Source organism: Dactylosporangium sucinum (assembly GCF_014647515.1).
Lineage (GTDB): Bacteria > Actinomycetota > Actinomycetes > Mycobacteriales > Micromonosporaceae > Dactylosporangium > Dactylosporangium sucinum.
In genome coordinates this window covers 41,683-65,551 of sequence record NZ_BMPI01000004.1, presented here as the reverse complement: position 1 = coordinate 65,551, position 23,869 = coordinate 41,683, and the positions used below count along the sequence as shown (strand labels likewise).

At 70.2% G+C, this 23,869-nt stretch carries 21 protein-coding genes and 1 pseudogene; 11 read left to right on the top strand and 11 right to left on the bottom strand.

Going from position 1 to position 23,869, the window contains the following annotated elements; translation table 11 throughout:
• Window positions 1-53: 53 nt before the first annotated feature.
• The gene (locus tag IEZ31_RS04470) at window positions 54-785 is read left to right on the top strand and encodes a hypothetical protein (RefSeq protein WP_190248432.1); all 732 of its coding nucleotides are present in this window, start codon (window positions 54-56) and stop codon (window positions 783-785) included.
• A gap of 145 nt (window positions 786-930) precedes the next feature.
• The gene (locus tag IEZ31_RS04465) at window positions 931-2,454 is read left to right on the top strand and encodes a vWA domain-containing protein (protein WP_190248431.1); all 1,524 of its coding nucleotides are present in this window, start codon (window positions 931-933) and stop codon (window positions 2,452-2,454) included.
• Window positions 2,455-2,569: 115 nt separating this feature from the next.
• On the opposite strand, the gene rplI is transcribed toward IEZ31_RS04465, so the two are convergent.
• From rplI to IEZ31_RS04440, 5 genes are all read right to left on the bottom strand, one after another.
• Window positions 2,570-3,019 (bottom strand): 50S ribosomal protein L9, encoded by a 450-nt coding sequence (gene rplI, locus IEZ31_RS04460; protein WP_190248430.1) that lies wholly within the window; start codon window positions 3,017-3,019, stop codon window positions 2,570-2,572.
• 15 nt (window positions 3,020-3,034) lie between these two features.
• Complete coding sequence (gene rpsR, locus IEZ31_RS04455) at window positions 3,035-3,274, bottom strand: 30S ribosomal protein S18 (protein ID WP_033359945.1); 240 nt, start codon at window positions 3,272-3,274, stop codon at window positions 3,035-3,037.
• Window positions 3,275-3,293: 19 nt separating this feature from the next.
• The gene (locus IEZ31_RS04450) at window positions 3,294-3,827 is read right to left on the bottom strand and encodes a single-stranded DNA-binding protein (RefSeq protein WP_190248429.1); all 534 of its coding nucleotides are present in this window, start codon (window positions 3,825-3,827) and stop codon (window positions 3,294-3,296) included.
• A 106-nt stretch (window positions 3,828-3,933) separates the two neighbouring features.
• On the bottom strand, window positions 3,934-4,224 hold the full coding sequence (rpsF, locus tag IEZ31_RS04445) for a 30S ribosomal protein S6 (protein ID WP_033359943.1): 291 nt from the start codon (window positions 4,222-4,224) through the stop codon (window positions 3,934-3,936).
• Window positions 4,225-4,449: 225 nt separating this feature from the next.
• Window positions 4,450-5,259, bottom strand: coding sequence for a hypothetical protein (locus tag IEZ31_RS04440; RefSeq protein ID WP_190248428.1), 810 nt, complete (start codon window positions 5,257-5,259; stop codon window positions 4,450-4,452).
• Window positions 5,260-5,456: 197 nt separating this feature from the next.
• Between IEZ31_RS04440 and IEZ31_RS04435 the strand changes: the two genes are divergently transcribed.
• Together IEZ31_RS04435 and IEZ31_RS04430 are read left to right on the top strand one after the other, a co-directional pair.
• Complete coding sequence (locus IEZ31_RS04435) at window positions 5,457-6,230, top strand: deoxyribonuclease IV (RefSeq protein WP_190248427.1); 774 nt, start codon at window positions 5,457-5,459, stop codon at window positions 6,228-6,230.
• Window positions 6,227-8,365, top strand: a complete 2,139-nt coding sequence (locus IEZ31_RS04430) for a putative glycosyltransferase family protein (protein WP_190248426.1) — start codon at window positions 6,227-6,229, stop codon at window positions 8,363-8,365. The genes IEZ31_RS04435 and IEZ31_RS04430 overlap by 4 nt, the downstream gene beginning before the upstream one ends.
• Before the next feature lie 281 nt (window positions 8,366-8,646).
• On the opposite strand, the gene IEZ31_RS04425 is transcribed toward IEZ31_RS04430, so the two are convergent.
• From IEZ31_RS04425 to IEZ31_RS04410, 4 genes are all read right to left on the bottom strand, one after another.
• The gene (locus tag IEZ31_RS04425; RefSeq protein ID WP_190248425.1) at window positions 8,647-10,131 is read right to left on the bottom strand and encodes a glycosyltransferase family 87 protein; all 1,485 of its coding nucleotides are present in this window, start codon (window positions 10,129-10,131) and stop codon (window positions 8,647-8,649) included.
• A 4-nt stretch (window positions 10,132-10,135) separates the two neighbouring features.
• Complete coding sequence (locus tag IEZ31_RS04420) at window positions 10,136-11,326, bottom strand: glycosyltransferase family 87 protein (RefSeq protein WP_190248424.1); 1,191 nt, start codon at window positions 11,324-11,326, stop codon at window positions 10,136-10,138.
• A gap of 90 nt (window positions 11,327-11,416) precedes the next feature.
• Window positions 11,417-14,125: a transglycosylase domain-containing protein gene (locus IEZ31_RS04415; protein WP_190248423.1), complete on the bottom strand. Its 2,709-nt coding sequence runs from the start codon at window positions 14,123-14,125 to the stop codon at window positions 11,417-11,419.
• A 172-nt stretch (window positions 14,126-14,297) separates the two neighbouring features.
• The gene (locus IEZ31_RS04410) at window positions 14,298-14,726 is read right to left on the bottom strand and encodes a DUF5318 domain-containing protein (RefSeq protein WP_190248422.1); all 429 of its coding nucleotides are present in this window, start codon (window positions 14,724-14,726) and stop codon (window positions 14,298-14,300) included.
• Window positions 14,727-14,910: 184 nt separating this feature from the next.
• On the opposite strand from IEZ31_RS04410, the gene IEZ31_RS04405 reads away from it, so the two are divergent.
• Window positions 14,911-15,510 (top strand): PadR family transcriptional regulator, encoded by a 600-nt coding sequence (locus IEZ31_RS04405; protein ID WP_190248421.1) that lies wholly within the window; start codon window positions 14,911-14,913, stop codon window positions 15,508-15,510.
• 23 nt (window positions 15,511-15,533) lie between these two features.
• Window positions 15,534-16,613 carry an inositol-3-phosphate synthase gene (locus tag IEZ31_RS04400; protein WP_190248649.1) on the top strand — a complete coding sequence of 360 codons (1,080 nt, stop codon included), beginning with the start codon at window positions 15,534-15,536 and terminating at the stop codon, window positions 16,611-16,613.
• A 572-nt stretch (window positions 16,614-17,185) separates the two neighbouring features.
• Here IEZ31_RS04400 and IEZ31_RS04395 read toward each other — a convergent pair.
• A complete protein-coding gene (locus IEZ31_RS04395) occupies window positions 17,186-17,668 on the bottom strand; it encodes a methylated-DNA--[protein]-cysteine S-methyltransferase (protein ID WP_190248420.1) in 483 nt (160 codons plus the stop codon).
• A 134-nt stretch (window positions 17,669-17,802) separates the two neighbouring features.
• On the opposite strand from IEZ31_RS04395, the gene IEZ31_RS04390 reads away from it, so the two are divergent.
• From IEZ31_RS04390 to IEZ31_RS04380, 3 genes are all read left to right on the top strand, one after another.
• Entirely contained in the window at window positions 17,803-18,297 is a 495-nt protein-coding gene (locus IEZ31_RS04390) for an NfeD family protein (protein WP_229834191.1), read from the top strand.
• A gap of 43 nt (window positions 18,298-18,340) precedes the next feature.
• Window positions 18,341-19,858, top strand: coding sequence for a flotillin family protein (locus IEZ31_RS04385; protein ID WP_190248418.1), 1,518 nt, complete (start codon window positions 18,341-18,343; stop codon window positions 19,856-19,858).
• An 88-nt stretch (window positions 19,859-19,946) separates the two neighbouring features.
• The gene (locus IEZ31_RS04380; protein WP_190248417.1) at window positions 19,947-21,299 is read left to right on the top strand and encodes an MFS transporter; all 1,353 of its coding nucleotides are present in this window, start codon (window positions 19,947-19,949) and stop codon (window positions 21,297-21,299) included.
• Here IEZ31_RS04380 and IEZ31_RS04375 read toward each other — a convergent pair.
• On the bottom strand, window positions 21,296-22,192 hold the full coding sequence (locus tag IEZ31_RS04375; protein ID WP_190248416.1) for a hypothetical protein: 897 nt from the start codon (window positions 22,190-22,192) through the stop codon (window positions 21,296-21,298). The genes IEZ31_RS04380 and IEZ31_RS04375 overlap by 4 nt on opposite strands.
• 195 nt (window positions 22,193-22,387) lie before the next feature.
• Between IEZ31_RS04375 and IEZ31_RS04370 the strand changes: the two genes are divergently transcribed.
• Together IEZ31_RS04370 and IEZ31_RS04365 are read left to right on the top strand one after the other, a co-directional pair.
• The gene (locus IEZ31_RS04370; RefSeq protein ID WP_190248415.1) at window positions 22,388-23,533 is read left to right on the top strand and encodes a glycosyltransferase; all 1,146 of its coding nucleotides are present in this window, start codon (window positions 22,388-22,390) and stop codon (window positions 23,531-23,533) included.
• Between the two features lie 87 nt (window positions 23,534-23,620).
• A pseudogene (locus IEZ31_RS04365) lies at window positions 23,621-23,869 on the top strand (hypothetical protein); the annotation flags it as partial.

Sequence of the window (23,869 nt, the reverse complement as noted above, 5' to 3'; positions counted from 1 at the left end):
TTCCGACTGTACGGCCGATGGCGATCGAGTCACGAAAGGGTGACGCTCCGGCGGTGGGATACCCGGAGTGGGACGGCTCACGCGGCGGCCGTGATCAGCAGCCGGAGACCGGTCGCTGGGACCTGCGGCAGGAGCGCTGGATCCCCCAGCAGCGGGGGCCGGAGGACGACGACTTCGGCATCGGCCCGTTCCCGGCCCGGTCGAACGGCGGCCGCCCGGGCGAGGGCCGCGTCCTCGACTACGACGAGTACCGCACGGGCGAGCGCACCGGCCAGCACCGCACCGGGGAATGGGCGACCGGTGATCGCACGGGAGAGCGCACCGGCCAGCACCGCCGCTACCCGTCCGCCGTCCCCGCCTCGACCCGCCGCCGCCCGCACCTGCCCGTGCCGCCGCCCCCGCCGCCGAGCTTCGAGGACGACGAGGACGAGTACGAGGAGGACGAGGGCACGAACTACATCGGCTCGTTCCTCGCCACAGCGGGCTGGTACTTGGTGCCGATCCTGGGGTACGCCGCCTGGGCCCTCACGCTGTCCGCCGACCCCCGCCCAGGCTGCATCAACGCCTTCGGCCTTCCCTGCCCAGCGCCAAGGGAGGAGGCGTTGTCGAACCTGCTCGACAACGGGCCACAGTTCGCCGGCTCGCTGGCGTTGAGCATCGCGGTCGCGATGTTCCTGGGCTGGGCCACGTCGGGCTGGCGGCCGATGGCGATCGGCTTCGCGAGCGCGGTCCTGGGCGCGGGCGTCGCGACGGTGCTGTTCGCGGTACTGGCGACGCAGTTCTGAGCCGATCGGTTCCCGCGGCCCGGTCACAGCATTCTTGCGGATCGATCACCGATGCTCACGGATGGATCACCGTCCGGTTACGCTCGGAGCCGCTCGTCGGCAGGCGCCCGTCTGACTGGCCAAACACGCTTCCAGGGAGGCTTCGATGGTCAGTGGGAAATTGCGGCTCCTCGCCGTCGCGGTGGCCGTGACGGTGAGCCTGGCCGCTTGCAGTGCGGCGGAGGACGCGCCGACCAGCGGCTCCGACAAGGCCACGGGCGCGGGCGGGGCAACGGGTTACGGCCTGCCGGGCCAGCCGCAGGCGGAAGCCACGGTGGCCGGCGAGGAGCGCTCATCGGGCGAGCGCAGCACGAGCGACCAGCCGGTCTCGACGTTCGCGGTGGACGTCGACACGGCGTCATACGGCTTCGCGAAGCGCCAGCTCCTCGGCGGGCAGCGGCCGGCGGCGAACACGGTCCGCCCGGAGGAGTTCGTCAACGCTTTCCGGCAGGGGTACCGCCAGCCGGGCGGGAACGGCTTCGCGGTATCGGCGGACGGCATGCGCCTGCCGACCACGCATCGCGGCGCCGACGAGACGGCGCGGTTGCTGCGGATCGGGCTGCAGACCTCGGCGGCGCCGTCGGGTGAGCGGCGTGACGCGGCGCTGACGTTCGTCGTGGACGTGTCGGGGTCGATGGCCGAGGCGGGGAAGCTCGAACTGGTGCAGCACGGCCTGCACACGCTGGTCGACCAGTTGCGGCCGACGGACTCGGTGGCGATCGTCGCGTACTCCGACGAGGCTGAGGTGCTGCGCCCCATGACCGCGGTCAGGGACCGTGGCGCGCTGCACGCGGCGATCGACCGGCTGCGCGTGGCGGGCAGCACCAACCTGGAGGCCGGGCTGCTCAAGGGGTACGACATCGCCCGCAGTGCGTTTCGCACCGAGGCCACGAACCGCGTCATCCTGCTCTCGGACGGCCTGCCGAACGTGGGCTCGACTGACGCGACGTCGCTGGTCCGCGAGGTGCGGGAGGCGGCGGCGAAGCAGATCACGATGATGGGCGTCGGCGTCGGCAGCGACTACGGCGACAAGTTCATGGAGCAGCTCGCCGACAAGGGCGACGGCTACGTCGTGTACGTGAGCGAGCGCGACGAGGCGGCGCGGATCTTCGTGGACCAGTTGCCGGCCGCGTTGTCGGTGCGCGCGCTGGACGCGAAGGCGCAGGTGGAGTTCGATTCGCGGGCGGTCCTGTCGTACCGCCTGATCGGCTACGACAACCGCACGCTCTCGGCCTCGCAGTTCCGCGACGACCGGGTCGACGGCGGCGAGGTGGGCCCCGGCCACGCGGTGACGGCGCTGTACGCGCTGCACCTGCGCCCGGGTGCCGAGGGTCACCTGGCCGACGTGCGGGTGCGCTGGCTGGACCCGCGGTCGAAGGAGGCGACGGAGATCCTGCAGCCGGTGACCGTGTCGGCGACGGACCAGACCCTGACCGGCGCGAACGTGCCGCTGCGGGTCTGCTACGTCGCGGCCTACCTGGCCGAGGTGCTGCGCAACAGCCAGTACGGCGGCGAGGTGCGCCTGCCGGACCTGCTGTCGCTCGCCGAGCTCGCGCGGCGCGACTCCGACGATCCGCAGGTCGCCGAGCTGGTGCAGGTGGTCCAGGCGGCTACGAAGCTCTACGGCTGATCCAGCCCGGTTGCGTGCCGGAAACGAAGCTCTACGGCTGATCCGGCCGGTCGCGTGCCGGAAACGGAAGAAGGGGGCCCGTCGGCGGGCCCCCTTCTTGCCGGTCGTGCCGTGGCTACTTGGCCGCGGTGACCTTCAGCGTGAAGACGGCGGCGACCTCCGGGTGCAGCTTGATCTGCACCTTGTAGTCACCGACCGACTTGACGTGGCCGGGCAGCTCGAGGCGGCGGCGGTCGAGTGCCGGGCCGCCGGCCTTCTGCACGGCGTCGACGACCTCGGCCGGCGTGACCGAGCCGTAGAGCCGGCCGCCTTCGCCGGCGCGCACGGCCAGCTTGACCGTGAGGCCTTCGAGCTGGGCCTTGACCTCGTTGGCGTGGCCAAGGTCGCGGATCTCACGGGCCGAGCGGGCCCGCTTGATGACCGCGATCTCCTTCTCCGCGCCCTTGGTCCACCGGATCGCGAACCCCTGCGGAAGCAGGTAGTTGCGCCCGTAACCGTCCTTCACCTCGACGACGTCGCCGGGGGTGCCGAGGCCGGTGACCTCCTGCTTGAGGATGATCTTCATTGTCCGCCCCTCCCCTTAGCGCGCGGTCGCGGTGTAGGGGAGCAGGGCCATCTCGCGCGCGTTCTTGACGGCGCGCGCGATCTGCCGCTGCTGCTGGGCGGTCACGCCCGTCACCCGCCGAGCGCGGATCTTGCCGCGGTCGGAGATGAACTTGCGCAGCAGCGCGGTGTCCTTGTAGTCGATGTAGGCGATGCCCTCCTTGTCGAGAGGGTTCACCTTCTTCTTCGGTTTGCGCAGGGCCGCAGCCTTCGCCATTGCTCTTGCTCCTGATGCCTTAGAACGGGGGCTCGTCGTCGAAGGATGAGCTCGACCTGCCGCCGCCGCCACCGCCGCCACCGCCGGCCGGGGTCGCGCTGGCCCACGGGTCGTCGTTGAACCCGCCGCCACCGTTACCACCGCCGCCGCCGGAGCCGAAGCCGCCGCCACCACCACCGGAGCTGCGCGACATCTTCTGCACCTTGGCAGTCGCGTAGCGCAGCGAGGGGCCGATCTCGTCGACCTCCAGCTCGATGACGGTGCGCTTCTCACCCTCGCGAGTCTCGTAGGTCCGGGACTTGAGTCGGCCGGACACGATCACCCGGGCACCACGCTGCAGCGACTCGGCGACGTTCTCCGCCGCCTGGCGCCACACCGTGCAGGACAGGAACAGCGGCTCGCCGTCCTTCCACTCGTTGCTCTGGCGGTCCATGAACCGGGGGGTGGAAGCCACCCGGAACTTGGCGACCGCGGCTCCTGACGGAGTGAAACGCAACTCAGGGTCGTCGGTCAGGTTGCCGATGACCGTGATCGTGGTGTCTCCCGCTGCCATATTGAGTCAACTCCTCGCGCGCTGGTGTATGGCCACCATGTCACAGGGGTCTGACACTTTTCCCGGGACACGGGGCGAAGCAGATCGATCTCGCCCAGGGCCGCTGTTAGCGGACCTCGGGCCGGATGACCTTGGTGCGCAGCACGGACTCGTTGAGTCGCAGCTGACGGTCCAGCTCCGCCACGGACTCCGGCGAGGCCTGGAGGTCGATGACGGCGTAGATGCCCTCGGTCTTCTTGTTGATCTCGTACGAGAGGCGCCTGCGGCCCCACACGTCGAGCTTCTCCACCGAGCCACCCGACGTCCGGATCACGTTGAGATACGTGTCGAGCGACGGGGCGACGGTGCGCTCCTCGAGACTGCCGTCGAGGATCACCATGATCTCGTAATGACGCAAGACGTTCTCACCTCCTACGGGCTAAGCGGCCGCGGTCCGTCCGCGGCAGGAGGTCATGCGTCGTCAACCACCGCACAGGGTGGTCGACCGAACCAGAGTACACGCCGTGCGTGCACGAAAAGACCGCGGGGCGCGTCATCCGCTTCTTTGGGTGGGACCTGGGGAGGAACGACCACACCGGTGCTTTGGATGACGGCGCCCCGCGGAGCCAAGGGAAATCGTACCTTAAGCGAAGCTCGCGCGTGATGACCGCTGAGCAATAATAGCCCGAATTGCGGCAATTCCCACACCGACCGCGCAGACGGTCGCGACGAGCGCGAGCAGGCCCGTCGGGGCGTTGCGGGCCGGCCCGCTCGCGGCCACCGGCTGCTCCACCAATACCCGGTCCTCGGCCGGTGTACTCGGCTCGGCGCCGACCGCCGGCGCGGCCGTCGCGTCGGGGCCGAGCAGCGACGGGTCGACCGGCTCGGTGCCCATGGCGCCCTGCTCGCCGGTGCTGCGCTGGCCGTTGTTGCCGCGGTTCGACCGGCCGGTCGGCGTCGCGCCACCGGTGACCTTGCCGGTCGGGTTCGTCACGTTGCCGCCGCCGTTGCCGGCCGGGGCGGTCGTCGCGGGCTGCTTGGTGACGGGCGCGGGCGGCGGGTTGGTCACGCCGATCGAGACCGGCTTGAACTGCTCGACCACGCCGACCCCGCAGGAGAAGGTCATCGCGACCTCGACGGCCGGGCCCTTGCGGAACACGACCGGCACGGCCTGGTTGGGCTGGACCGACGACACCGGCTTGCCGTCGACCTTGAGGGTCGCGTTCTGACCGAGGCGGTTCACGAAGTTCACGCGCGACTCGGCGGGGACGGAGACGCTGCCGGCGCTCGGCTCCGACTTGCAGACCAGGAGGCTCAGCACGCTGCCGCCGCTGAACTCGACCGTCGGCGTTTCGGGTGCGGCGCTCACCGGGCCGGCCCCCAGGGTCAGGGACGCGGCGGCGATCGCGGCGGCCGAGGCCGCCAGGCGAAGTGCCGTTCGATGTCCGGACAAGGTAGCCATCCAAGATTGGGGATCGATTGGGGGGAACTCCATCGAGCCACACGATCACCGGAGCGATCACGAGCGGCTACGTGCGTAACGACGGGGCCGACGCGACGGTGACGGAAGCTCCGTATTCCGGACGCATCGGACGCACCCCTCGGGTTGGGTCGCGCGAAGTGTCAGTCCCACGTCGTAGGCTCTGCGGCATGCGAATCGGTGCTCACGTCGACCCCGCTGAGCCGCTGGCCGAGGCAGCCGCGCGGGGCGCGGACCTCGTCCAGTTCTTCCTGACCGACCCGCAGAAGTGGCTGGACCCGAAGGACCGCCCCGACGCCGAGGCGCTGCGGGCCTCCGACGTCGACGTCTACATCCACGCTCCGTATCGGATCAACGTCGCATCGTCGAACAACCGGATCCGCATTCCCAGCCGCAAGCTGCTCTTTAGCCACGCGGAAGGTGCCGCGAAGGTCGGCGCGAAGGGGATCATCGTGCACGGCGGCCACGTCGAGGACCCTGCCGGTCTCGACGCCGGGTTCGAGAGCTGGCGCAAGACCTTCGCCTATGCGGCCGAGCAGGGCGGCTTCAAGACGCCGGTGCTGATCGAGAACACGGCGGGCGGCGACAACGCCTGCGCGCGCCGGTTCGACTCGCTCGCCCGGCTGTGGGACGCCGTGGGTGAGTATGAGGTCGGTTTCTGCCTCGACACCTGCCACGCGCACGCGGGCGGGGAGGACCTGCTGGACATCGTCGACCGGGTCAAGGCGATCACCGGCCGGATCGACCTGATCCACGCCAACAACTCGCGCGACGGGTTCGACTCGGGGCGCGATCGGCACGACAACCTGACCGCCGGGGAGATCGACCCCGAGCTCATCGCCGCGGTCATCCGGTCAGCCGGCGCACCGGCGCTGGTCGAGACGCCGGGTGGCGCCGAGGGGCAGACCGCGGACATCGCCTATCTCCGGGAGAAGTTGGCGTGACCAACGTTTCGTCAGAGCCGACGGTGTCGGACCCCTCCGACGAGGAAGCGTCCAAGCCGGCCGACGAGGCCGGCGCGGACGGGCCTCCCGTGGACGGCTCCGCCGAGGGCGCGAAGGCCGGCGCGAAGCCGGAAGGCGGCGGCGACTCCGAGGCGAGCGCCGACGCGGGCGACAAGGCCGCGACGGGCGACAAGGCCGCGACTGATGACAAGGCCGCGACTGATGACAAGGCCGCGACTGATGACAAGGCCGGCCCGAGCGACAAAGCGGCGGAGAGCGACCAAACGGCGTCGGAGGACAAGGCTGACGAGCCGGCCGATCCGTTCGCCGCGTTCGCGCCGCCGCCCGAGGTCGTGCCGACCCGCACGCGGCGGGCCACCACCCGGGTGGCGGGCGCCGTCGGGCGCTTCTTCGCGCACGAGTGGACGCTCGCGGCCATCGGCTCGGTCGTGCTGGCCGCGATCATGACCTGGCCGACGCTGCAGCACCCCGCCTCGACCATCCCGCAGGACATCTGGGACCCGACGCTGCAGGCCTGGCAGATGTCGTGGGCGGGGCACATCCTGACCACCGATCCCGCGCAGCTGTGGAACGCCAACGCGTTCTTCCCGAACAAGTACAGCTACGCGTTCTCCGACACGCTGCTCGGCTACGCGCCGGCCGGCATGATCGGCAGCGGCCCGGTGGCGGCCATCCTGCGATACAACATCATCTTCGTCCTGATCTTCGCGCTGGCCTTCTTCGGGGCCTACGCGCTCGCCCGGCAGCTCGGCGCGGGCCGCACGGGGGCCGCCGTGGCCGGCGCCGCCTTCGCGTACGCGCCGTGGCGGCTGGGCCAGGCGGGCCACCTGCACGTGCTGTCGATCGGCGGCATCGCGCTCGCCCTGGCGATGCTGGCGCGGGGCCACGGGTTCTCGCTGACGCGCGGCTACGAGCCGGGCAAGCGGCGCTGGGGCTGGGTGCTCGCGGGCTGGCTGGTCGCCGCCTGGCAGATCAGCCTGGGCTTCGGCATCGGCATCCCGTTCGCCTATGTGCTGCTCGGGATCGTGCTCGTGACCGCCGTCATCTGGGGGTATCGGCACGTGCGGGTCCCGTCGGTCCACCGGCCGTTCGGCTGGAAGCTGCTGGTCGCCGACCTCGGCGGCGGGCTGGTGTTCGCCGCGACGGGCGCCCTGATGGCGTATCCGTACCTGCAGGTGCTCAAGGCCCACCCCTACGCGCGACGCAGCGAGGAGATCGTCGGGCTGTTCTCCCCGCCGTTACGGGGCTTCTTCATCTCGCCGCCGGAGTCGCGGCTCTGGGGCGACGCCTACGCAGCGGCTCGCGGGTCGCTGCCCTGGGCGCCCGAGATGGCCCTCTTACCCGGCTTCTTCCTCTACGGGCTGGCGTTCGCCGGGCTGTTCGTGTCGACATGGCGGCTGCGCCACCGGCTGTTCCTCGGCCTGGGCGTGGTCGTGTCGATCACCCTCGCGATGGGCACGCACGGCCCGGGCAAGGGCGAGTTCGGCTACCTGGCGCTCTACCGCGCCCTGCCGGGCTTCGACGGCATCCGCACCTCGGGCCGCCTGATGGTCTGGACGACGCTGTTCCTGGCCCTGCTGGCGGCCGGCGCCGTGAGCGCGTTCGCGCAGCGGGCGGTCGAGCTGTTCGCCGACCGCACCAAGAGCGACGTGAGCACGAAGGCCGGCTTCCTCCCACGGCTGGCGACCCTGGTCCCGCTCGTGCTCGTGCTGGCCGAGGGCCTCCACACGCCCGGCCCGCACCCGACGGTGCCACCGGCGCCGATCGCGTTCAGCTCGGTGCAGGGCCCGATCATGGTCCTGCCGACCGACGAGCTGACGGACATGAACATCATGCTGTGGAGCACGGACGGCTTCCCGCAGATGGTCAACGGCGGCAGCGGCTTCACCCCGCGCGACCAGGAGCAGATGCGCGCCACGATGCGGCAGTTCCCGGACGAGGCGAGCGTCCAGGCCCTGCGCGACCTGCACATCAAGACGGTGGTCGTGGTCCGCAGCCGCGCCCAGGGCACCGACTACGCCCGCTCGATCGACGCCCCGATCGACGGCCTGGGCCTGGAGCGCACCGAGCAGGGCGACGTGATCCTCTACAAGGTCCAGGACGAGTCGAACTAACCGCCCCATGATCGATGGCAGCAACTGGCTGCCATAGCGACCAGGACGCTCCATCGATCATGGGAAACCCGGCGCGGCGGTCGGCGGATGCCCGACTGCAGCAGCTCGAAGGCCGCCGAAGCCTCCATCGCGGCGTCGGGTACGAGCCAGCGGCCGTGTCGGCCTGCTCAACCGGGTCTACGAGGCCAAGGTGCGGCCCAGTCGACGACCGCGGTGGCACACAACCCCACCGCGGTCGTCGACTTCGCCGCGCAACTCCGAGAAACTTGCAAAAGCCCCGATCAGACCTTGACCAGCTCCGTAGCCGGCGGAGCGGTTGGCGGCGGCCCGGTTGCGTCGGCAGCGTCCCGGTCGTCGTTGTAGACCCCGCCGTCCGGATCCTCGCCCTCATAGGTGGCGCGGACCGCGTCGAACTCCGGGTTCCGGATGTCCCGGATCACGTACCCGACCAGGACGCACAGCGTGACGAGCCGCAGGATCGAGGCGAGCACGAACACGCCCTCGGGGAAGACCTGCCGCCCGGAGGCGCCCATGAGCTCCCCGTAGAACGACACGAAGTAGATCACCTCGGCCGCCTGCCAGGCGAGGAACGCCCCCCAGCGCGGCCGGGCCAGGATCGCCAGCGGGAGCAGCCACAGCACGTACTGCTGCGACCACACCTTCCCGGTGATCAGGAAGGCGGCGACGATCAGGAACGCCAGCTGCGCCAGCCGGGGCTGCTTGGGCGCGCTGAGCCCGAGCACCAGGATGCCGATGCAGCAGATCACGAACAGCCCGAGGTACAGGATGTTCAGCTGGGAGTGCTCGGGATCGGTGTCGAGCTGCTGGAAGAACGGGAAGCCGTACTGTCCGGAGCCGCGCGGGAAGTGGGCCCCGATGTACCAGATCGTCCCCCAGTCGATCCCTCGCTGGGAGTTGAAGTCGAAGAACCTCGACCACGAGTCGTAGTACAGGAGCGCGATCGGCACGTTGACGGCGAGCCAGGTCACCACCCCGGTGCCGACGGTGACGAAGAAGTCGCGCCACTTGCCGCTGCGTATGCTCAGCACCAGCAGGGCGCCGACGATGAGCATCGGATAGAACTTCGCCGCGGTCGCCAGCCCGAGGAAGAGGCCGGCCAGCACCGGTTTTCGTTTGGCCCAGTAGGCCATGGCGATGGCGGCCAGGCCGACGGTGAACAGGTCCCAGTTGACGGTCGCCGACACGAACAGTGCCGGCGCCAACGCAAACATGGCGGCGTCCCAGGGTCTGCGGCGCCGGACCGAGAGGATCGCGCCGACCGCGGCGACGCCGAAGGCGCCGAGGACGATCGCGTTGAGGTCGTAGAAGGTCTGGCCCTCGTTCGCGACCGCGCCGCTCTGGCCGAGGCTGTGCACCGGCAGGCCGAGGGCGCCCATGAAGATGCCGGTGAGCACCGGATACTCCACCGGGTGGTCGGCGTAGGGGACCTTGCCCTCGTTGAGGCCCTCGGCGTAGTACAACGCGAGAACGTCGGTGTAGCAGAAGTACTTGTACTGCTTCATGTCCACCCAGGCGGCGTCGCGACAGGGGGACTTCTGCACCCAGTGGAAGCTGAGCATGGCGCAGATGAGCAGCAGGACCACGCGGGCCGGCGTCCAGAATCGGCCGCCACCGGGCATGCGCACCGGCTGACGCACGGCGTGCTCGCCCAGGGGGCCGCCGATCGACTCGGACAGGCCACCCACGAAGCGGTCGGAGTTGGCGGGCTCGTCGCTCAGGTGGTCGGGGCGCACAGTCGGCGGCATCGCATCACCGTACCGTCGCCGGCTCGGAAGCGGGTGTCTGCCCTTCCGCGTCGCGCTCGGCCGAGCGGATCGGCAGCAGCGGCAGCAACGCGATCATGAGCAGGAGGTACCAGTTCTTGATCAGGAAGCCCGGCACGCCGTCGCCCCACGGGTGGTCCGGCAGCCCCTGCTCGAACCAGGACACCATGCCCAGCCCGACCGTCACCGCGATGAGCAGGGCGAACGCGGCGTGCCACCGGCTCGCGTACCACAGCACGACGAGGGCCGGCACGAACCAGTACAGGTGATGGGCCCAGGTGATCGGGCTGGCCAGGCAGCCGACGATGCCGGCCAGGGTCAGGCCGACGACCTCGTCGCCGGCCAGGGCGGCCTTGCGCGCCCGCCACAGCCCATACCCGGCGATGACCAGCACCAGCGCCGCCCAGACGAACCGGTTCGGCGGGTCGCTGAGGCGGGCGAGCATGCCGAAGAGCGACTGGTTGAACGTGTAGGCGGCGTTGCCGAGCCCCTCGCCCTTCCACAGCGCCGACGTCCAGAAGTCCCAGGACGCCCGCGGGGCGATGGCGGCGGTCAGCAGGGTCGCCCCGGCGGCGCTCGCGATCGCCGTCAGCCCGGCCCGGTAGCGGCGGCTGACCAGCAGGTACACGATGAAGATCGCGGGCGTGAGCTTGACGGCGGCCGCCAGCCCGACCAGGACGCCGGCCCACCGGCTGCCGCGGGGCAGCAGGACGAGCAGGTCGGCGAGGACCAGCAGCACGAGCACCATGTTGATCTGGCCGAACGTGTACGTTTCACGGATCGGTTCGAGAGCGCTGATCACGGTCAGCGCGAGGATCATCGCGAAGGCCTTGTCCCGGGCGACGGGCGCCAGCAGCCACCAGGTGGTGAGCACGACCGCGGCGACGGTGACGACCGCGTAGAGGGTGACGGCGCCGCCCCACGGCAGCACGCCGAAGGGCACGAGCACCAGCGCGCCGAACGGCGGGTAGGTGAAGCCGAGCGCGCCCTGGGTGTCGTCGGGCTTGGTGAAGTCGTAGAGGTCGTGGCCGTCGAGCCACCAGTTGACGGCCTGCCGGTAGATGCCGAGGTCGAAGAACTGGTGGCGGTTGCCGTACCACCAGTGTCCGTAGGCGACCAGCGCCACGAGCAGCGCGAGCAGCACCCACCGGACGGCCTTGCGCCTGCCCGCGTCCAAGCCTTCCCACCCCCAACGACGGCGGCCACGGTCCCGGCGAACATACCGCCGGCGCCGTGGCCGCACATCTTGGCCCCTCTATCGGGCGCCTCAGTCTCTTCGTGTCGGTAGCAGGCCGCCGCCGTTACCGCCCGGCCCCGGACTGTTGCCCGGGTTGCCGGGATTCCCGGGGTTGCCGGGCCCCGGGTTGCCGGGGAAGCCGCCGCCCGGGTTGTTCGGGTCGATCGACATGACCGGCTCGCTCGGCATCGGGGAGATACCCGTGCCGACCTCCTTGTCACCGGTGCCCTTCTTGGCCGGGAAGTTCACCTTCGGCATCTTCATGGCGGTCAGGGCCCCGTCGAGGAAGTCGCGCCAGATCGGGCCGGGCAGGCTACCACCGATGATGCCCTTGCCGTTCTTGTCGACGATCTTCTGCTCGTCCTTCTTGTTGCCGACCCACACCGCCGCGGCGAGGCCGGGCGACTTCTTGGCCGGATCGTAGGCGGCGTAGCCGACCATCCACGCGTGCGCGTTCTGGGTGGTGTCCCGCAACTGCCACGTGCCGGTCTTGCCGGCGATCTGGCGGCCGTCCTTCATCTTCAGGTTGTAGTGCTTCGGCACGCCCTGCAGGACCGAGTTGAGGTCGTCGGCCATCTGGTCGGTGAAGCCCGGGATGCGGGTCGGCTTGATCACCTCGCCGTAGGTCTTCTTGCCGTTGGTCCACACCTCCTTGAGGAAGTGCGTCTTGGCGGCGAGACCCCGGGCGGCGAAGGTGGCGATGCCGCCGGCGTGCTCCAGGACCGTCACCGGATACTGACCGAAGGCGACCTCGGTGTTGAAGTACCTCGGGAAGACGGCCTTGCCGTTGTTCTTCACCAGGTCGATCTTCTGCGACTTGCCCTCGACGTTCGCCCACATGTCGGTGATGCCTGCGGCGCGCGCCGTGTCGATGACCCTGTCCGGCCCGACGTCCTCGGCCAGCGCGAAGAACGGCACGTTGAGCGACATGACGGTGACCTCTTCCAAGGTGCACCACTGGCCGGAGCCCGACTTGCACTTGGGCGAGCTGACGTTGCCCTCACCCGCGTTCTTGACGGGGTTCTTGGCGGTACGGCCACTCTTCGGGAACTGCTGCGGCGAGTCGCCGTTCCAGTAGGAGTCGGTCGAGTACCCGGCCATCAGACCGGTGGCCAGCGTGTAGACCTTGAACGTCGAGCCCGGCGGGTGACCGCCGCAGCAGGAGTCCTGGCCGTCGCCGAGCACCGGGTCGTTGTAGTAGCCGGCGTAGTCGCCGCCGTTGCCGCTGTCGCCGCCGTAGTAGGCCTTGACCGCGCCGGTGCCCGGCTCGACGGCGACCAGCGCCGCCTGCAGGTTGTCCGGCTGGCCGTTCATGTTCGACTCTTTGTTGCGGCTCGCCTCGCGCACCGCGACCTGCTGCACGGTCTGGTCGATCGTGGTGACGATCTTGAGGCCGCCGTTGCGGATCTTGTCGAAGTTCTTCTTGCCGTCCGGGTCCTGGTCCTCGTAGAGGAGCTGGCCGGTGCGCGGGTCGGTGAGCGCGGCGACCTCGCCCAGCACGTGGTGCACGATCAGGCCCTCGGGCTTGTCCATGCTGCCCTGGGTCTTCACGGCATTCGCACGGGCCTCGGCCGCGGTGAGCACCTTCTGCGGGTAGGCCATGACCTTGTCGGCCTCTTCGGCCTGCACGAAGTTGAGCTTGACCATCTGGCCCTTGATGTAGTCGAACCGGTCGTGCGCCTGCTTGGCGTCCACGGTCGGGTCGAACGGGCTGCCCTTGCCGCCGCTGCCCTCGGGGCTCTTGATCATCCCGGCGAGCACCATGCCCTCGGCGACCGTCAGGTCCTTCGCGGACTTGCCGAAGTACGCCTGCGCCGCCGCCTGGATACCGTACGCGCCACGCCCGAAGTAGATGATGTTGAGGTACATCTCCAGGATCTTGGGCTTCTCGTACTCCTGGTTCAGCTTGAGCGCGATCACCGCCTCGCGCAGCTTGCGGGCATACGTCACGCCCTCGAGCTCGGCCCACTGCCGCGCGTACTGCTGGCTGATCGTCGACGCACCCTGCCGCTCGCCACCGGTGACGTTGTTCCACGCGGCCCGGACGACGCCTTTGTAGTCGACGCCATCGTTCGTGTAGAAGGTGTTGTCCTCGGCGGCGACGACCGCCTTCTGCACGTGGTCGGGGATCTGGTCGATCGTGACGACCGTGCGGTTCTTGTCGCCGATGCGCGCCAGCGGCGTGGTGCCGTCGGCGTAGTAGATGATGGTCGACTGCTCCATGTTGATGTTCTCGGGGAGCGCGACCTGGTCGAAGTAGTAGGTGCCGCTCACCATGCCGATGCCGGCGATCATGATGAACGCGGCGATCGAGGCGATGAGGATGTTGCGGCGCCGGCGCTTCTTCGCCTTGGCGCTGGTGCTCGACGCCTTGCCCTTGGCGCCGTTGACCGTGCCGGGACCGCCGGGCGCGTCGTCGAACCCCTCGGCGAGCAGGCCGGCGCCGACCGAGGCGCGACCGACCGAGGCCCGGCCCGACGCGGCGCTCGGCGGCGGGGGGACCGACACCGAGGCGCGACCGGTGACGGGCTCGCCGCTGCTCTTGACGGGAATGCTCGCCGAGGCGCTGGCCGAGGCGCTGGCCGGCGGCGAGACGCTCGCCCGGCCGACCTGGGCCCGCCCCACCGTGGCCCGGCCGGTCGGTGGCTCGTCCCGTCTGAGGGGTTCGTCCGGCCCTGGTGTGGGACCAGGAACCTGCGCGCGGCCCGAAGGGGGGTTGCTCGGGTCACCGTAGTTCATTCGTCCCACCTTGCCGGTTGCGTCGTTGTCGCATGCTCCGTCGCCACCATGTCTGTGAGCTGAGCCACTGCTCGATCGGCCGGTGCGACGTGGCTTCCTTGCCGCGCACCGCTGGGTTGATCAGGGCGTCCGTCCTGTCGACGTGACAAACGCTCTGCCACGGGGACAAGGTTCACTCGGCTGCCCCTCCTCGGACCCGAGTCGGCCGACCGCCGGCCTCGTCATCCGGACCCGCCAGGCCGTCGCGACCCAGCAGGTACTGCTCCACGAGGTGGTTCCAGCCGCAGTCACGGCAGACCTCGACGACGTAGACGTGAAACTCACTCAGCGTCATCGCGAGCAGCGGCAACTCGGCCAGGCGGCGGGCCTGACCGGAGGACTGCCGCAGCTCATCCCCATAGATGTAATGCACGTGGGTGAGGTTCTCCCGGCGACACACCGGGCACAGCTCCTCCGTCGGCTCACCGTGGAATTTCGCTGCGCTCTTCAGGTATGGCGACGCGTCGCACACCTCATAGGTGCCGACGCGGCCGGAGTGCACCTCGCGCAGCAGGGCGCGTCTCCGCAAGGAGAAGTCGACGACCTGGCGCTGCGTCCGCATGCGCCCGAGGGTACGCGGTCGGGCGTCGCACGGCGACCTCCGTCACGATCGGTAACCAGCAGGTAGACATCCAGCGGTGTGGGCTAGGCCACTTCGTCGGATTCGTTGCATCCGTTCGGACATCGGCTTACCGTTCGATGTATCGGTCCGATACATCGGGCCGGTTACGGGAAGGAGGCCAGGAGTGCTCGAATTGGCGATCCTCGGCCTTCTGCACGAGTCGCCCATGCACGGCTACGAGCTGCGCAAGCAGCTCACGACCAAGCTGGGCGCCTTCCGCTTCGCGATCAGCTACGGCTCGCTGTATCCGACGCTGCGCCGGCTGCAGGCGGACGGCTGGATCTCCGAGGGGGCGCCGCCAGGCATGCCCGCCTCCGCGGAGGAGGTTCCGCTGCTCACCAGCAAGCGCGGCCGGGTGGTCTACACGATCACCGCGGAGGGCAAGGAGCGCTTCCAGGAGCTGCTGAGCGCCGCCGGCCCGGAGACGTATGACAGCGAAGCTGGTTTCGGGGTGCACTTCGCGTTCTTCGCGCGCACCGATCCGGCGACCCGGCTGCGGATCCTCGAGGGCCGCCGCCGCCGCGTGGAGGAGCGCCGGGAAGGCCTCCGCGATGTGTTGAGCCGGGCCGCCGAGCGGCTCGACGCCTACACGCTCGAGCTTCAGCGCCACGGCCTCGACGCCTGCGAACGCGAGGTCCGCTGGCTGGAAGAACTCATTGCGAACGAACGCAATGGCAACACTCCTCAGCCGCCTTCGGCACAGGATCCGGAGCGGTCATCGTGAACAACAAGAAGGAGGCATCCGCGATGGGCTCCGTCCGCGTTGCCATCGTCGGTGTCGGCAACTGCGCCTCGTCCCTGGTTCAGGGCGTGGAGTACTACCGCAACGCCGACCCGAATGACCGGGTACCGGGTCTCATGCACGTCAAGTTCGGCGACTACCACGTCGGTGACGTGCAGTTCGTCGCCGCGTTCGACGTGGACGCCAAGAAGGTCGGCCAGGACCTGGCCGCCGCGATCGGCGCGAGTGAGAACAACACCATCAAGTTCTGCGACGTGCCGCCCACCGGCGTGACCGTCCTGCGGGGCCCGACGCTCGACGGCATGGGCCAGTACTACCGGGAGATCATCGAGGAGTCCGACGAGCAGCCGGTCGACGTGGTCGCCGCCCTGCGCGAGGCCCGGGTCGACGTCATCGTGTCGTACCTGCCGGTCGGCTCCGAGGAGGCGGACAAGTTCTACGCCCAGGCCGCGATCGACGCGGGCTGCGCGTTCGTCAACGCCCTCCCGGTCTTCATCGCCTCCGACCCCGTGTGGGCCAAGAAGTTCGAGGACGCGGGCCTGCCGATCGTCGGCGACGACATCAAGAGCCAGGTCGGTGCCACGATCGTCCACCGCGCCCTGGCCAAGCTGTTCGAGGACCGCGGCGTCGAGCTGCTGCGCACCTACCAGCTCAACTTCGGCGGCAACATGGACTTCATGAACATGCTGGAGCGCACCCGCCTGGTCTCGAAGAAGATCTCGAAGACCCAGTCGGTGACGTCCCAGATCCCGCACGAGATGGTGAAGTCGGACGTGCACATCGGCCCGTCGGACCACGTCCCGTGGCTCGACGACCGCAAGTGGGCCTACATCCGCCTGGAGGGCAAGTCCTTCGGCGACACCCCGCTCAACGCGGAGCTCAAGCTCGAGGTCTGGGACTCCCCGAACTCGGCCGGCGTGATCATCGACGCCCTGCGCGCCGCGAAGATCGCCAAGGACCGGGGCATCGGCGGCCCGATCCTCTCGGCTTCGAGCTACTTCATGAAGTCGCCGCCCGTCCAGTACAGCGACCACGACGCGCACGAGTCCGTGGAGAAGTTCATCCGCGGCGAGGTCGAGCGCTGACCTATCGGGTACCAGGAAACGCCCCTTCCGGTCCTCGGAGGGGGCGTTCCTTTTATCTATGACTCGGGTCCGCGCAAGGCGCGACCGTCGCTCCCGCCAGACACCGCTGGTGGCGCCGGTGCATCCGCCCCGGCGCCACGGACGCTGCCATCGCCGTCGTCCCAGGAGCCCGCGGGCTGCCGCCCGCGCCGGCGCCCGCCGCGCCTCACTCCCCGCGCCCACCACCAGGCCCGCGCCGACTCCACCAACGACGTTGGTGGATCTACCCTCAAGTTGATCTCCAGCGCTGAGGGTAGATCGACCAACGTCTTCGCGGGAGGCCGCCTGGCCGAGGACACTGCGCCGCCTGGGCGCCGGACGACACAGACTCCATGCGGGAGGCCGCCTGGCCGAGGACGCTGCGCCGCCTGGGCGCCGGACGACGCCGACTCCATGATCGAGGGCGCATTCTGGTTGTCCCGGCAGCCAGATCCTTCCCTTGATCATGGAAGCCCCGACGTGATCGCCGTTTGAGCACACCCGGGCCAGCAGCAAAAGCCGGATGGTCAGCGTTCGGACGGGTGAAACGCGGGTCAGGAGAAGTCGAACTCGCGCTCGATCCGCACCCGGGCCTCCAGCTCGAGCAGCAGCTTCTTGCGCCACACGCCGCCGCCGAAGCCGACCAGCTTGCCGTCCGCGCCGACCACCCGGTGGCAGGGAACGATCACCGGCAGCGGGTTGTGGTTGCACGCCACCCCCACCGCACGGGCCGCGTCCGGCTCGCCGACGGAGGAGGCTATCTGGCCATAGGTCCGCATCTCGCCGTACGGAATCCGCCACAGCTCCCACCAGACCGCCCGCTCGAAGGCGGAGCCGCCCTGGACCGACAGCGGGACGCCGAAGGACACCGGCTCGCCGGCGAAATACCGCTCCAGCTCGTCCGCCGCCTGCGCGAGCGCGCCGGACAACGGCACGGTCGGGCCGGGCGCTCCGCCGAAGCGGACGCTGCAGACGCCCTTGTCGTCGACCGCCACGCCGAGCGGATCGATCGGGGCGGGAACCTCGGCCCATCGCACGCCTCCAATTTTCTCAGGAGACGACCCCGAACGGCCAACTCGGCCGGTCCCGCGGCGAAAGATGCCCCTTTGTCGGACGAGGTCAGTGGCGCGCGAGGGTTACCCTCCAGTTGGCCTTGAGGGGAGGACCAGCGGTGCAGACGACGTTTCTGGTCATCGGTGGCGTCGGCATCGTGGTGCTGGCCCTCTCGTTGTTGATCGGCGACGTGTTCCACCTCGGCCACCCCGACGCCGCCGGACCGTTCTCAATACCCGCCGTCGCCGGGTTCATCGGCGCCTTCGGCTTCTCGGCGGCCATCGTCGCCGGGTTCACCGACTCCAGGAGCCTGCCGGCCCTTGTCGGCGCGATCGCCGCCCTGCCGACGGCGTGGCTGGCCACCCGGCTCGCCCGCATGGCGATCAACATGCGCACCGACGCCACCCCCACCCAGCAGGACATGATCGGCACCACCGGCGTCGTGGTCACCCCGATCACCGAGGGCGGCTACGGCGAGGTCCGCGTCTCGCTGGGCGGCCAGCCCGTCAAGCTCAGCGCCCGCGCCGACAAGCCGATCCCGCTGGGTGCCCGGATCTTCGTCATCGAGGCGACCAGCTCCACCAGCGTCATCGTCGAGGAAACCCCTCTCTGAACAACGCCGAAGAAGTACCCCTCCAAATACAGAAGGAAGGCGGATGGACACCGTCCTGCTGATTGCGATCGGCGGCGCCGTGCTGCTGGTCCTGCTCCTCGTGCTCCTCATCGTCTCGCGGATCAAGGTCGCCGGCCCCAACGAGGCATTCATCATCACCGGCCGCAAGGGCAAGTCGGTGCAGGCCGTCGACGGCACCCGGTCGACCGACCTCTCCGGCCAGAAGGTCGTCATGGGCGCCTCGGTGTTCGTCGTGCCGATCGTCCAGAAGCTGCAGGTCCTCGACCTGTCCAGCCGCCGGATCCACGTCGAGATCACCGGCGCGGTGAGCAAGCAGGGCATCCGCGCCAACCTGCAGGGCGTCGCGATCGTCAAGGTCGGCGGCACCGAGGACGCGATCCGGGCCGCCGCCCAGCGCTTCCTCAACCAGCAGCAGGGCATCGACCTGTTCACCAGCGAGGTGCTCGCCGGTGCGCTGCGCTCGATCGTCGGCCGGCTCACCATCGAGGAGATCATCCGCGACCGCACCGCGTTCGCCGGGGCCGTGGCCGAGGAGGCCGAGCACTCGCTGACCAACCAGGGTCTGGTGCTCGACACCTTCCAGCTGCAGGACATCTTCGCCGAGGGCTCGTACCTCGCCGACCTGGGCCGCCCGGAGGCCGCCCGCGTGCTGCGCGACGCCGCCATCGCCGAGGCGCACGCCCGCCAGGCCGCCGAGTCCGAGCGGCTCAAGTCGGAGGAGGCCATCGCCGAGGCCAACCGGAACCTGGCCCTCAAGCAGGCCGGCATCCAGGCCGAGATCGACGCCGCCAAGGCCAAGTCGGCCGCGGCCGGCCCGCTCGCCCAGGCCGAGCGCGACCAGGCTATCCTCGCCGAGCAGCAGAAGGTGGCCGAGCGCAACGCCGAGCTCAAGCAGCGCCAGCTCGACACCGAGGTCCGCAAGCCCGCCGACGCCGAGCGGTACCGCGTGGAGCAGGAGGCCGAGGCGGCCAAGAACGCGGCCATCGCCAAGGCCGAGGCGCAGCGGCAGGCCACCATCGCCGCCGCCCAGGCGTCCGCCGAGCAGGCCCGCCTCACCGGTGAGGGTGAGCGGTCCCGCCGCGCCGCGCTCGCCGAGGCCAACGCCATCGAGGGTGCCAAGGAAGGTGAGGCGGAGCAGCGCCGCCGCGTCGCCATCTCCGAGGCCCTGGAGCGCGAGGGTGCCGCCGAGGCGTCCGCCATCCTGGCCCGCGGCCAGGCCGAGGCCGAGGCGATGAAGCTGAAGGCCGACGCGTTCGCCACCTACGGCGAGGCGGCCATCCTCGACCTGCTGGTCCGGGTGATGCCCGACGTGGTGAAGGCGGCCAGCGACCCGATGGGCAACATCGACAAGATGACGGTCATCTCGACCGACGGCGCGTCGTCGCTGACCAAGTCGGTGGCGAGCAACGTGGCCCAGGGCCTGCAGCTCGGCACCGACCTCACCGGCATCGACCTGCCGAAGCTGCTCAGCAGGCTGGGCGCGCTGTCGGCCGACGAGCCGGTCAACGGCCGCCCCGCGGTCGAGGCGCCGAAGTCCTGACCTGACCAGGATTGTGAAGGCCCGCACCATCCTTGCGGTGCGGGCCTTCGCCGTGTCCGGGGACCTGAACGAGCCGTAGGCTTTTGCCGTGTCCGCCGCAACCGCTCCGCCCAAGACCGACTTCGTGCGGGGGGTCCTCCGGCAACGCGGCTTCCGGCGGCTGCTGGCCGTCCGCGTGGTGGCACAGATCGGCGACGGCCTGTTCCAGGGCGCGCTGGCGGGCAGCGTGCTGTTCAACCCCGAGCAGCGGGCCGGCGGGATGGCGATCGCGGCCGGCTTCGCGGTACTCCTGCTGCCCTACTCCCTCATCGGGCCATATGTCGGGGTCTTCCTGGACCGCTGGCGCCGCCGCTCGATCGTCGCGGTCGCCAACTCGGTCCGCGCCCTGCTGGTGCTGCCGATCGCGCTGTCGATCTGGCGCGGCGAGGAGTCGCCCGTGCCGTTCCTGCTGGCGCTGATCGTCATCGGGCTCAACCGGTTCTTCCTGGCCGGCCTGTCGGCGGCCACCCCGCACGTGGTCGACGACCGCAAGCTGGTCACCGCCAACTCGTTCGCCGCCACCCTCGGCTCGCTGAGCTTCTCGGTCGGCATCGGGGTCGGCGCGGCGCTGATCAAGAGCGTGCTCGCCACCTCGTTCCACGGCTACGCACTGGTGGCGGCCCTGGCCGCGGCGTTCTACGCGGTCTCGGCGCTGATCGGCCGGGTCTCGTTCGGCGCCGACGAACTCGGGCCCGACGCGGCGGACCGGACCACCGGGTCGATCCGGGTGGCGATGCGGGAGGTCAACTACGGCACGATCGCGGGCGCGCGGCACCTGGCGACGAAGCGCGGCGCGGCCTACCTGATGCTCGCCCAGGCTGCGTTCCGCCTGCTCTACGGCGTCGTCCTGCTGGCCTGCCTGCTGCTGTTCCGGACCGAGTTCAACCACGGCACCGAGCCGAGCGACTCGTTCGGTACCATCGCGAACGCCTTCCTGGCGGGCGGCGTGGGCCTGCTGGTCGCGTCGTTCGTCACCCCGCCGGTCACCCGGCGCATCGGCGGCTGGCGCTGGGTCGCCCTGCTGCTCGCCGCCACGGGCGTCGGCCTGCTCGGGTTCGGCCTGCCCTTCGACCCGGTGCTGCTGCTGGGGGCGGTGTTCGTGACCAGCCTCGCGGCCCAGGGCCTGAAGATCGTCACCGACACGTCACTGCAGCACGAGTGCGCGGACGAGTATCGCGGCCGGGTGTTCAGCATCAACGACACCGCGTTCAACATCACGCTCGTCGCCGGGATGTACCTCGGGGCCCTCACCCTGCCGGAGAACGGCCGGTCGGCGGCGGTGCTCGGCACGGTCGCCGCCGGATATGTGCTGGCCGCCGCCGGCTATGCCGTGCTGGGCGGCCGCTGGGCCCGCCGGGTCGGCGACGACATCGCCGAACCCGACGGGCGCTACGCGCGCTAGCTGGTGCGCTTCAGCGACGCCTGGATCCGGGCCGTGCTCATCGTCAGCGTGTCGCCCGAGCAGCTGTACTTCGACGGGTCGTCGCCCGGGTTGAAGTCCTCGGTCTGGTTGATGTTGAGGTCGGGCGCGGTCACGGTGCCCTTGCCGTCGCTCTTGAGGTTGGTGTAGGAGATGCTGCCGCCGGCCGTGTGCACGTCCGCGGTCACCGTCGCGTTGATCGTCAGCGTGACGTTGACCTTCGTGCCCTGGATCGTGGGCGTGCCCTTGAAGGTGCTGTTGGCGTAGGTCTGCGTGTGCTTGCCGTCGGCGGTGAACTTCAGCTCCGCACCGTTCGCGGTCTGGGAGAACGGCACGTCACCGACGCCGTCCATCGAGACCTGCTCGGTGTAGCTCGTGGTCTTCCAGGTGCCGACGAGGCACTCGTCGATGACCGCGCTCGGCTTGGCGCTCGCCTTGCCGCTCGGGCCGGCGCTCGTCGACTTGCCGGGCTCGGCGACGGGCGTGGTCGGCTTGTCGTCGCCACCCTTGAGCGCGGCGACCACGACGATCGCGACGACCAGCAGCACCAGGACGCCGGAGAGGGCGAGCACCGGGACCAGGAAGTTGTTCTTCTTCGGCGGCGTCGGCGCGCCGTACTGCCCGCCGTAGGTGGCCGGCGGGAACGAGGGCGGCCCGCTGACCGGACCCGGGTAGCCCGGGCCGCTGGCCTGGCCGTAGCTGGGCCCGCTCACCTGATCCGGGAACGACGGGTCGGAGCTGGGGTAACCGGCATAGGCACCGCCGCTGTACGGGGCGCCGCTGTACGGCGATCCGCTCGTCGGCGGTTGCGGCGCCTGCGGGACGCCTCGATATGTGCGGCACTGCGTGCAGTAGCCGTTCGCATCAATGCCCATGCCGCCGCAGGTTGGACACGGCTGCATGTCTGCCTCCAAGATTCCGGGTACTTCGACGAGGGGGGATCGTTTAGCGACGGTAGCCCACAGGGTCTACCGGTAGAACCGACCGAAACGCCACATGCACGACGCAGCCGGGGTCAAAGTTCCGACAGCGGTTGAACCGCACTCGCCCGGCCCGGGAAGATTGCACACGTGATCGTCGTATTCGCCGGGACGTCCTGGGACGGGGTTACCGGCTCGGATCGCCTGCTCTCCACCGAGCTCGCCGCACACACCGACGTCCTGTGGGTCGACCCGCCGATCTCCGCGGCGACCCCCGACCGCTACCGCTACGGCGCCTCCCGGCTCGGGGTCGCGCCCCAGCTGCGCAAGCTGTCGAGTTCTTTGCACCGGCTGACCCCGCGGGCCCTGCCGATGCACACCCGGCCCTACGTGAAGGTCAGCACGGCGGCGCTGCTGCGCTCGCAGGCCCGGTGGGCGCTGAAGCAGCTCGGCCGGCGCCCGGCCGCGGTCATGGCCTGCAACCTGGTCGACGTGCTGCGCGGCTGGGAGCCCGGCGTGACCAAGGTGCTCTACGGCACCGACGACTTCGTGGCGGGCGCGGCGCTCATGGGGCACGACGCGGAGCGGGTGGCCGCGGACGAGCGGCGCCAGCTGGCCAACGCTGACCTGGTGGTGGCGATTTCGACGGTACTGGCGGATCGCTGGACATCGCTCGGCGCGCGCCGGGTGGCGCTGATCCCCAACGGCGTGCAGACCTCGGCCTACCGTGATCTGGCGGAACTGTCCCCCGCGCCCGAGGCGGCGGCGCTGCGCTCGCCCGTCGCCGGCGTGATCGGGCAGTTCTCCGACCGCACCGACCTCGACCTGCTGGCCGCCCTGGCCGACGACGGCGTCTCGCTGCTGCTCGTCGGGCCGCACGACGCCCGCTGGGAGCCGGAGCGCTTCCCGCAGCTGGTGGCGCGGCCCAACGTCGTCTGGGTCGGCCGGCAGCCGTTCGAGAAGGTGCCGTCGTTCCTGCGCGCGGTGGACGTCGGCGTCACCCCGTACAAGGACACCGACTTCAACCGGGCGTCGTTCCCGCTGAAGACGCTGGAGTACCTCGGCGCCGGCAAGCCGGCCGTCAGCACCGACCTGCCGGCCGTGCACTGGCTCAACTCCCCTCTCATCCGGGTGGCGAGCACCCCGAAGGCGCTGGTCGCCGCGGTGCGCGAGGCGGCCGCCGAGTCGAGCGAGCCGGCGCTCGTGGCGGCCCGGCGGGAGTTCGCCGAGCAGCACTCGTGGGCGTCCCGTGCGCGTGCTCTTGCGGCCGAGTTGGGGCTGTCGCGCATTCCGTAATCGTAGGATTACAGAATGTCGTCGGATCCTGGTCAGTTTGAGCCACCTTCGGCGGATACGCCCCCGCCACGGGAGCTGGCCGAGCCGTTGCCACCGAAGCCGCCGGCGCCCGGCGTGCCGGGGGCGCTGCCGCCCGAGGCGCTGCGCTCGGCCCGGCCGGCCACGGACCCCGAGTCGCACGAGCCGCCGGCTGCCAACGGCGCTCCGCCGTCCCGGTCGACCCGGCCGCGCTGGGTCGTCCCGGTGGTCGCCGGGGCGGCCGCGCTGCTCGTGCTGTGCGGGGTCGGCTCGATCTTCGTCTGGGCGCAGGCGCGTGACGAGGTCGACCGCGCGGTC

Excerpts from the sequence above, each read along its gene's own strand:
- IEZ31_RS04465 (WP_190248431.1), top strand. The coding sequence starts at position 931 with ATGGTCAGTGGGAAATTGCGGCTCCTCGCCGTCGCGGTGGCCGTGACG.
- rplI (WP_190248430.1), bottom strand. The coding sequence starts at position 3,019 with ATGAAGATCATCCTCAAGCAGGAGGTCACCGGCCTCGGCACCCCCGGC.
- rpsR (WP_033359945.1), bottom strand. The coding sequence starts at position 3,274 with ATGGCGAAGGCTGCGGCCCTGCGCAAACCGAAGAAGAAGGTGAACCCT.
- IEZ31_RS04450 (WP_190248429.1), bottom strand. The coding sequence starts at position 3,827 with ATGGCAGCGGGAGACACCACGATCACGGTCATCGGCAACCTGACCGAC.
- IEZ31_RS04435 (WP_190248427.1), top strand. The coding sequence starts at position 5,457 with ATGCGAATCGGTGCTCACGTCGACCCCGCTGAGCCGCTGGCCGAGGCA.
- IEZ31_RS04425 (WP_190248425.1), bottom strand. The coding sequence starts at position 10,131 with ATGCCGCCGACTGTGCGCCCCGACCACCTGAGCGACGAGCCCGCCAAC.
- IEZ31_RS04415 (WP_190248423.1), bottom strand. The coding sequence starts at position 14,125 with ATGAACTACGGTGACCCGAGCAACCCCCCTTCGGGCCGCGCGCAGGTT.
- IEZ31_RS04410 (WP_190248422.1), bottom strand. The coding sequence starts at position 14,726 with ATGCGGACGCAGCGCCAGGTCGTCGACTTCTCCTTGCGGAGACGCGCC.
- IEZ31_RS04400 (WP_190248649.1), top strand. The coding sequence starts at position 15,534 with ATGGGCTCCGTCCGCGTTGCCATCGTCGGTGTCGGCAACTGCGCCTCG.
- IEZ31_RS04385 (WP_190248418.1), top strand. The coding sequence starts at position 18,341 with ATGGACACCGTCCTGCTGATTGCGATCGGCGGCGCCGTGCTGCTGGTC.
- IEZ31_RS04375 (WP_190248416.1), bottom strand. The coding sequence starts at position 22,192 with ATGGGCATTGATGCGAACGGCTACTGCACGCAGTGCCGCACATATCGA.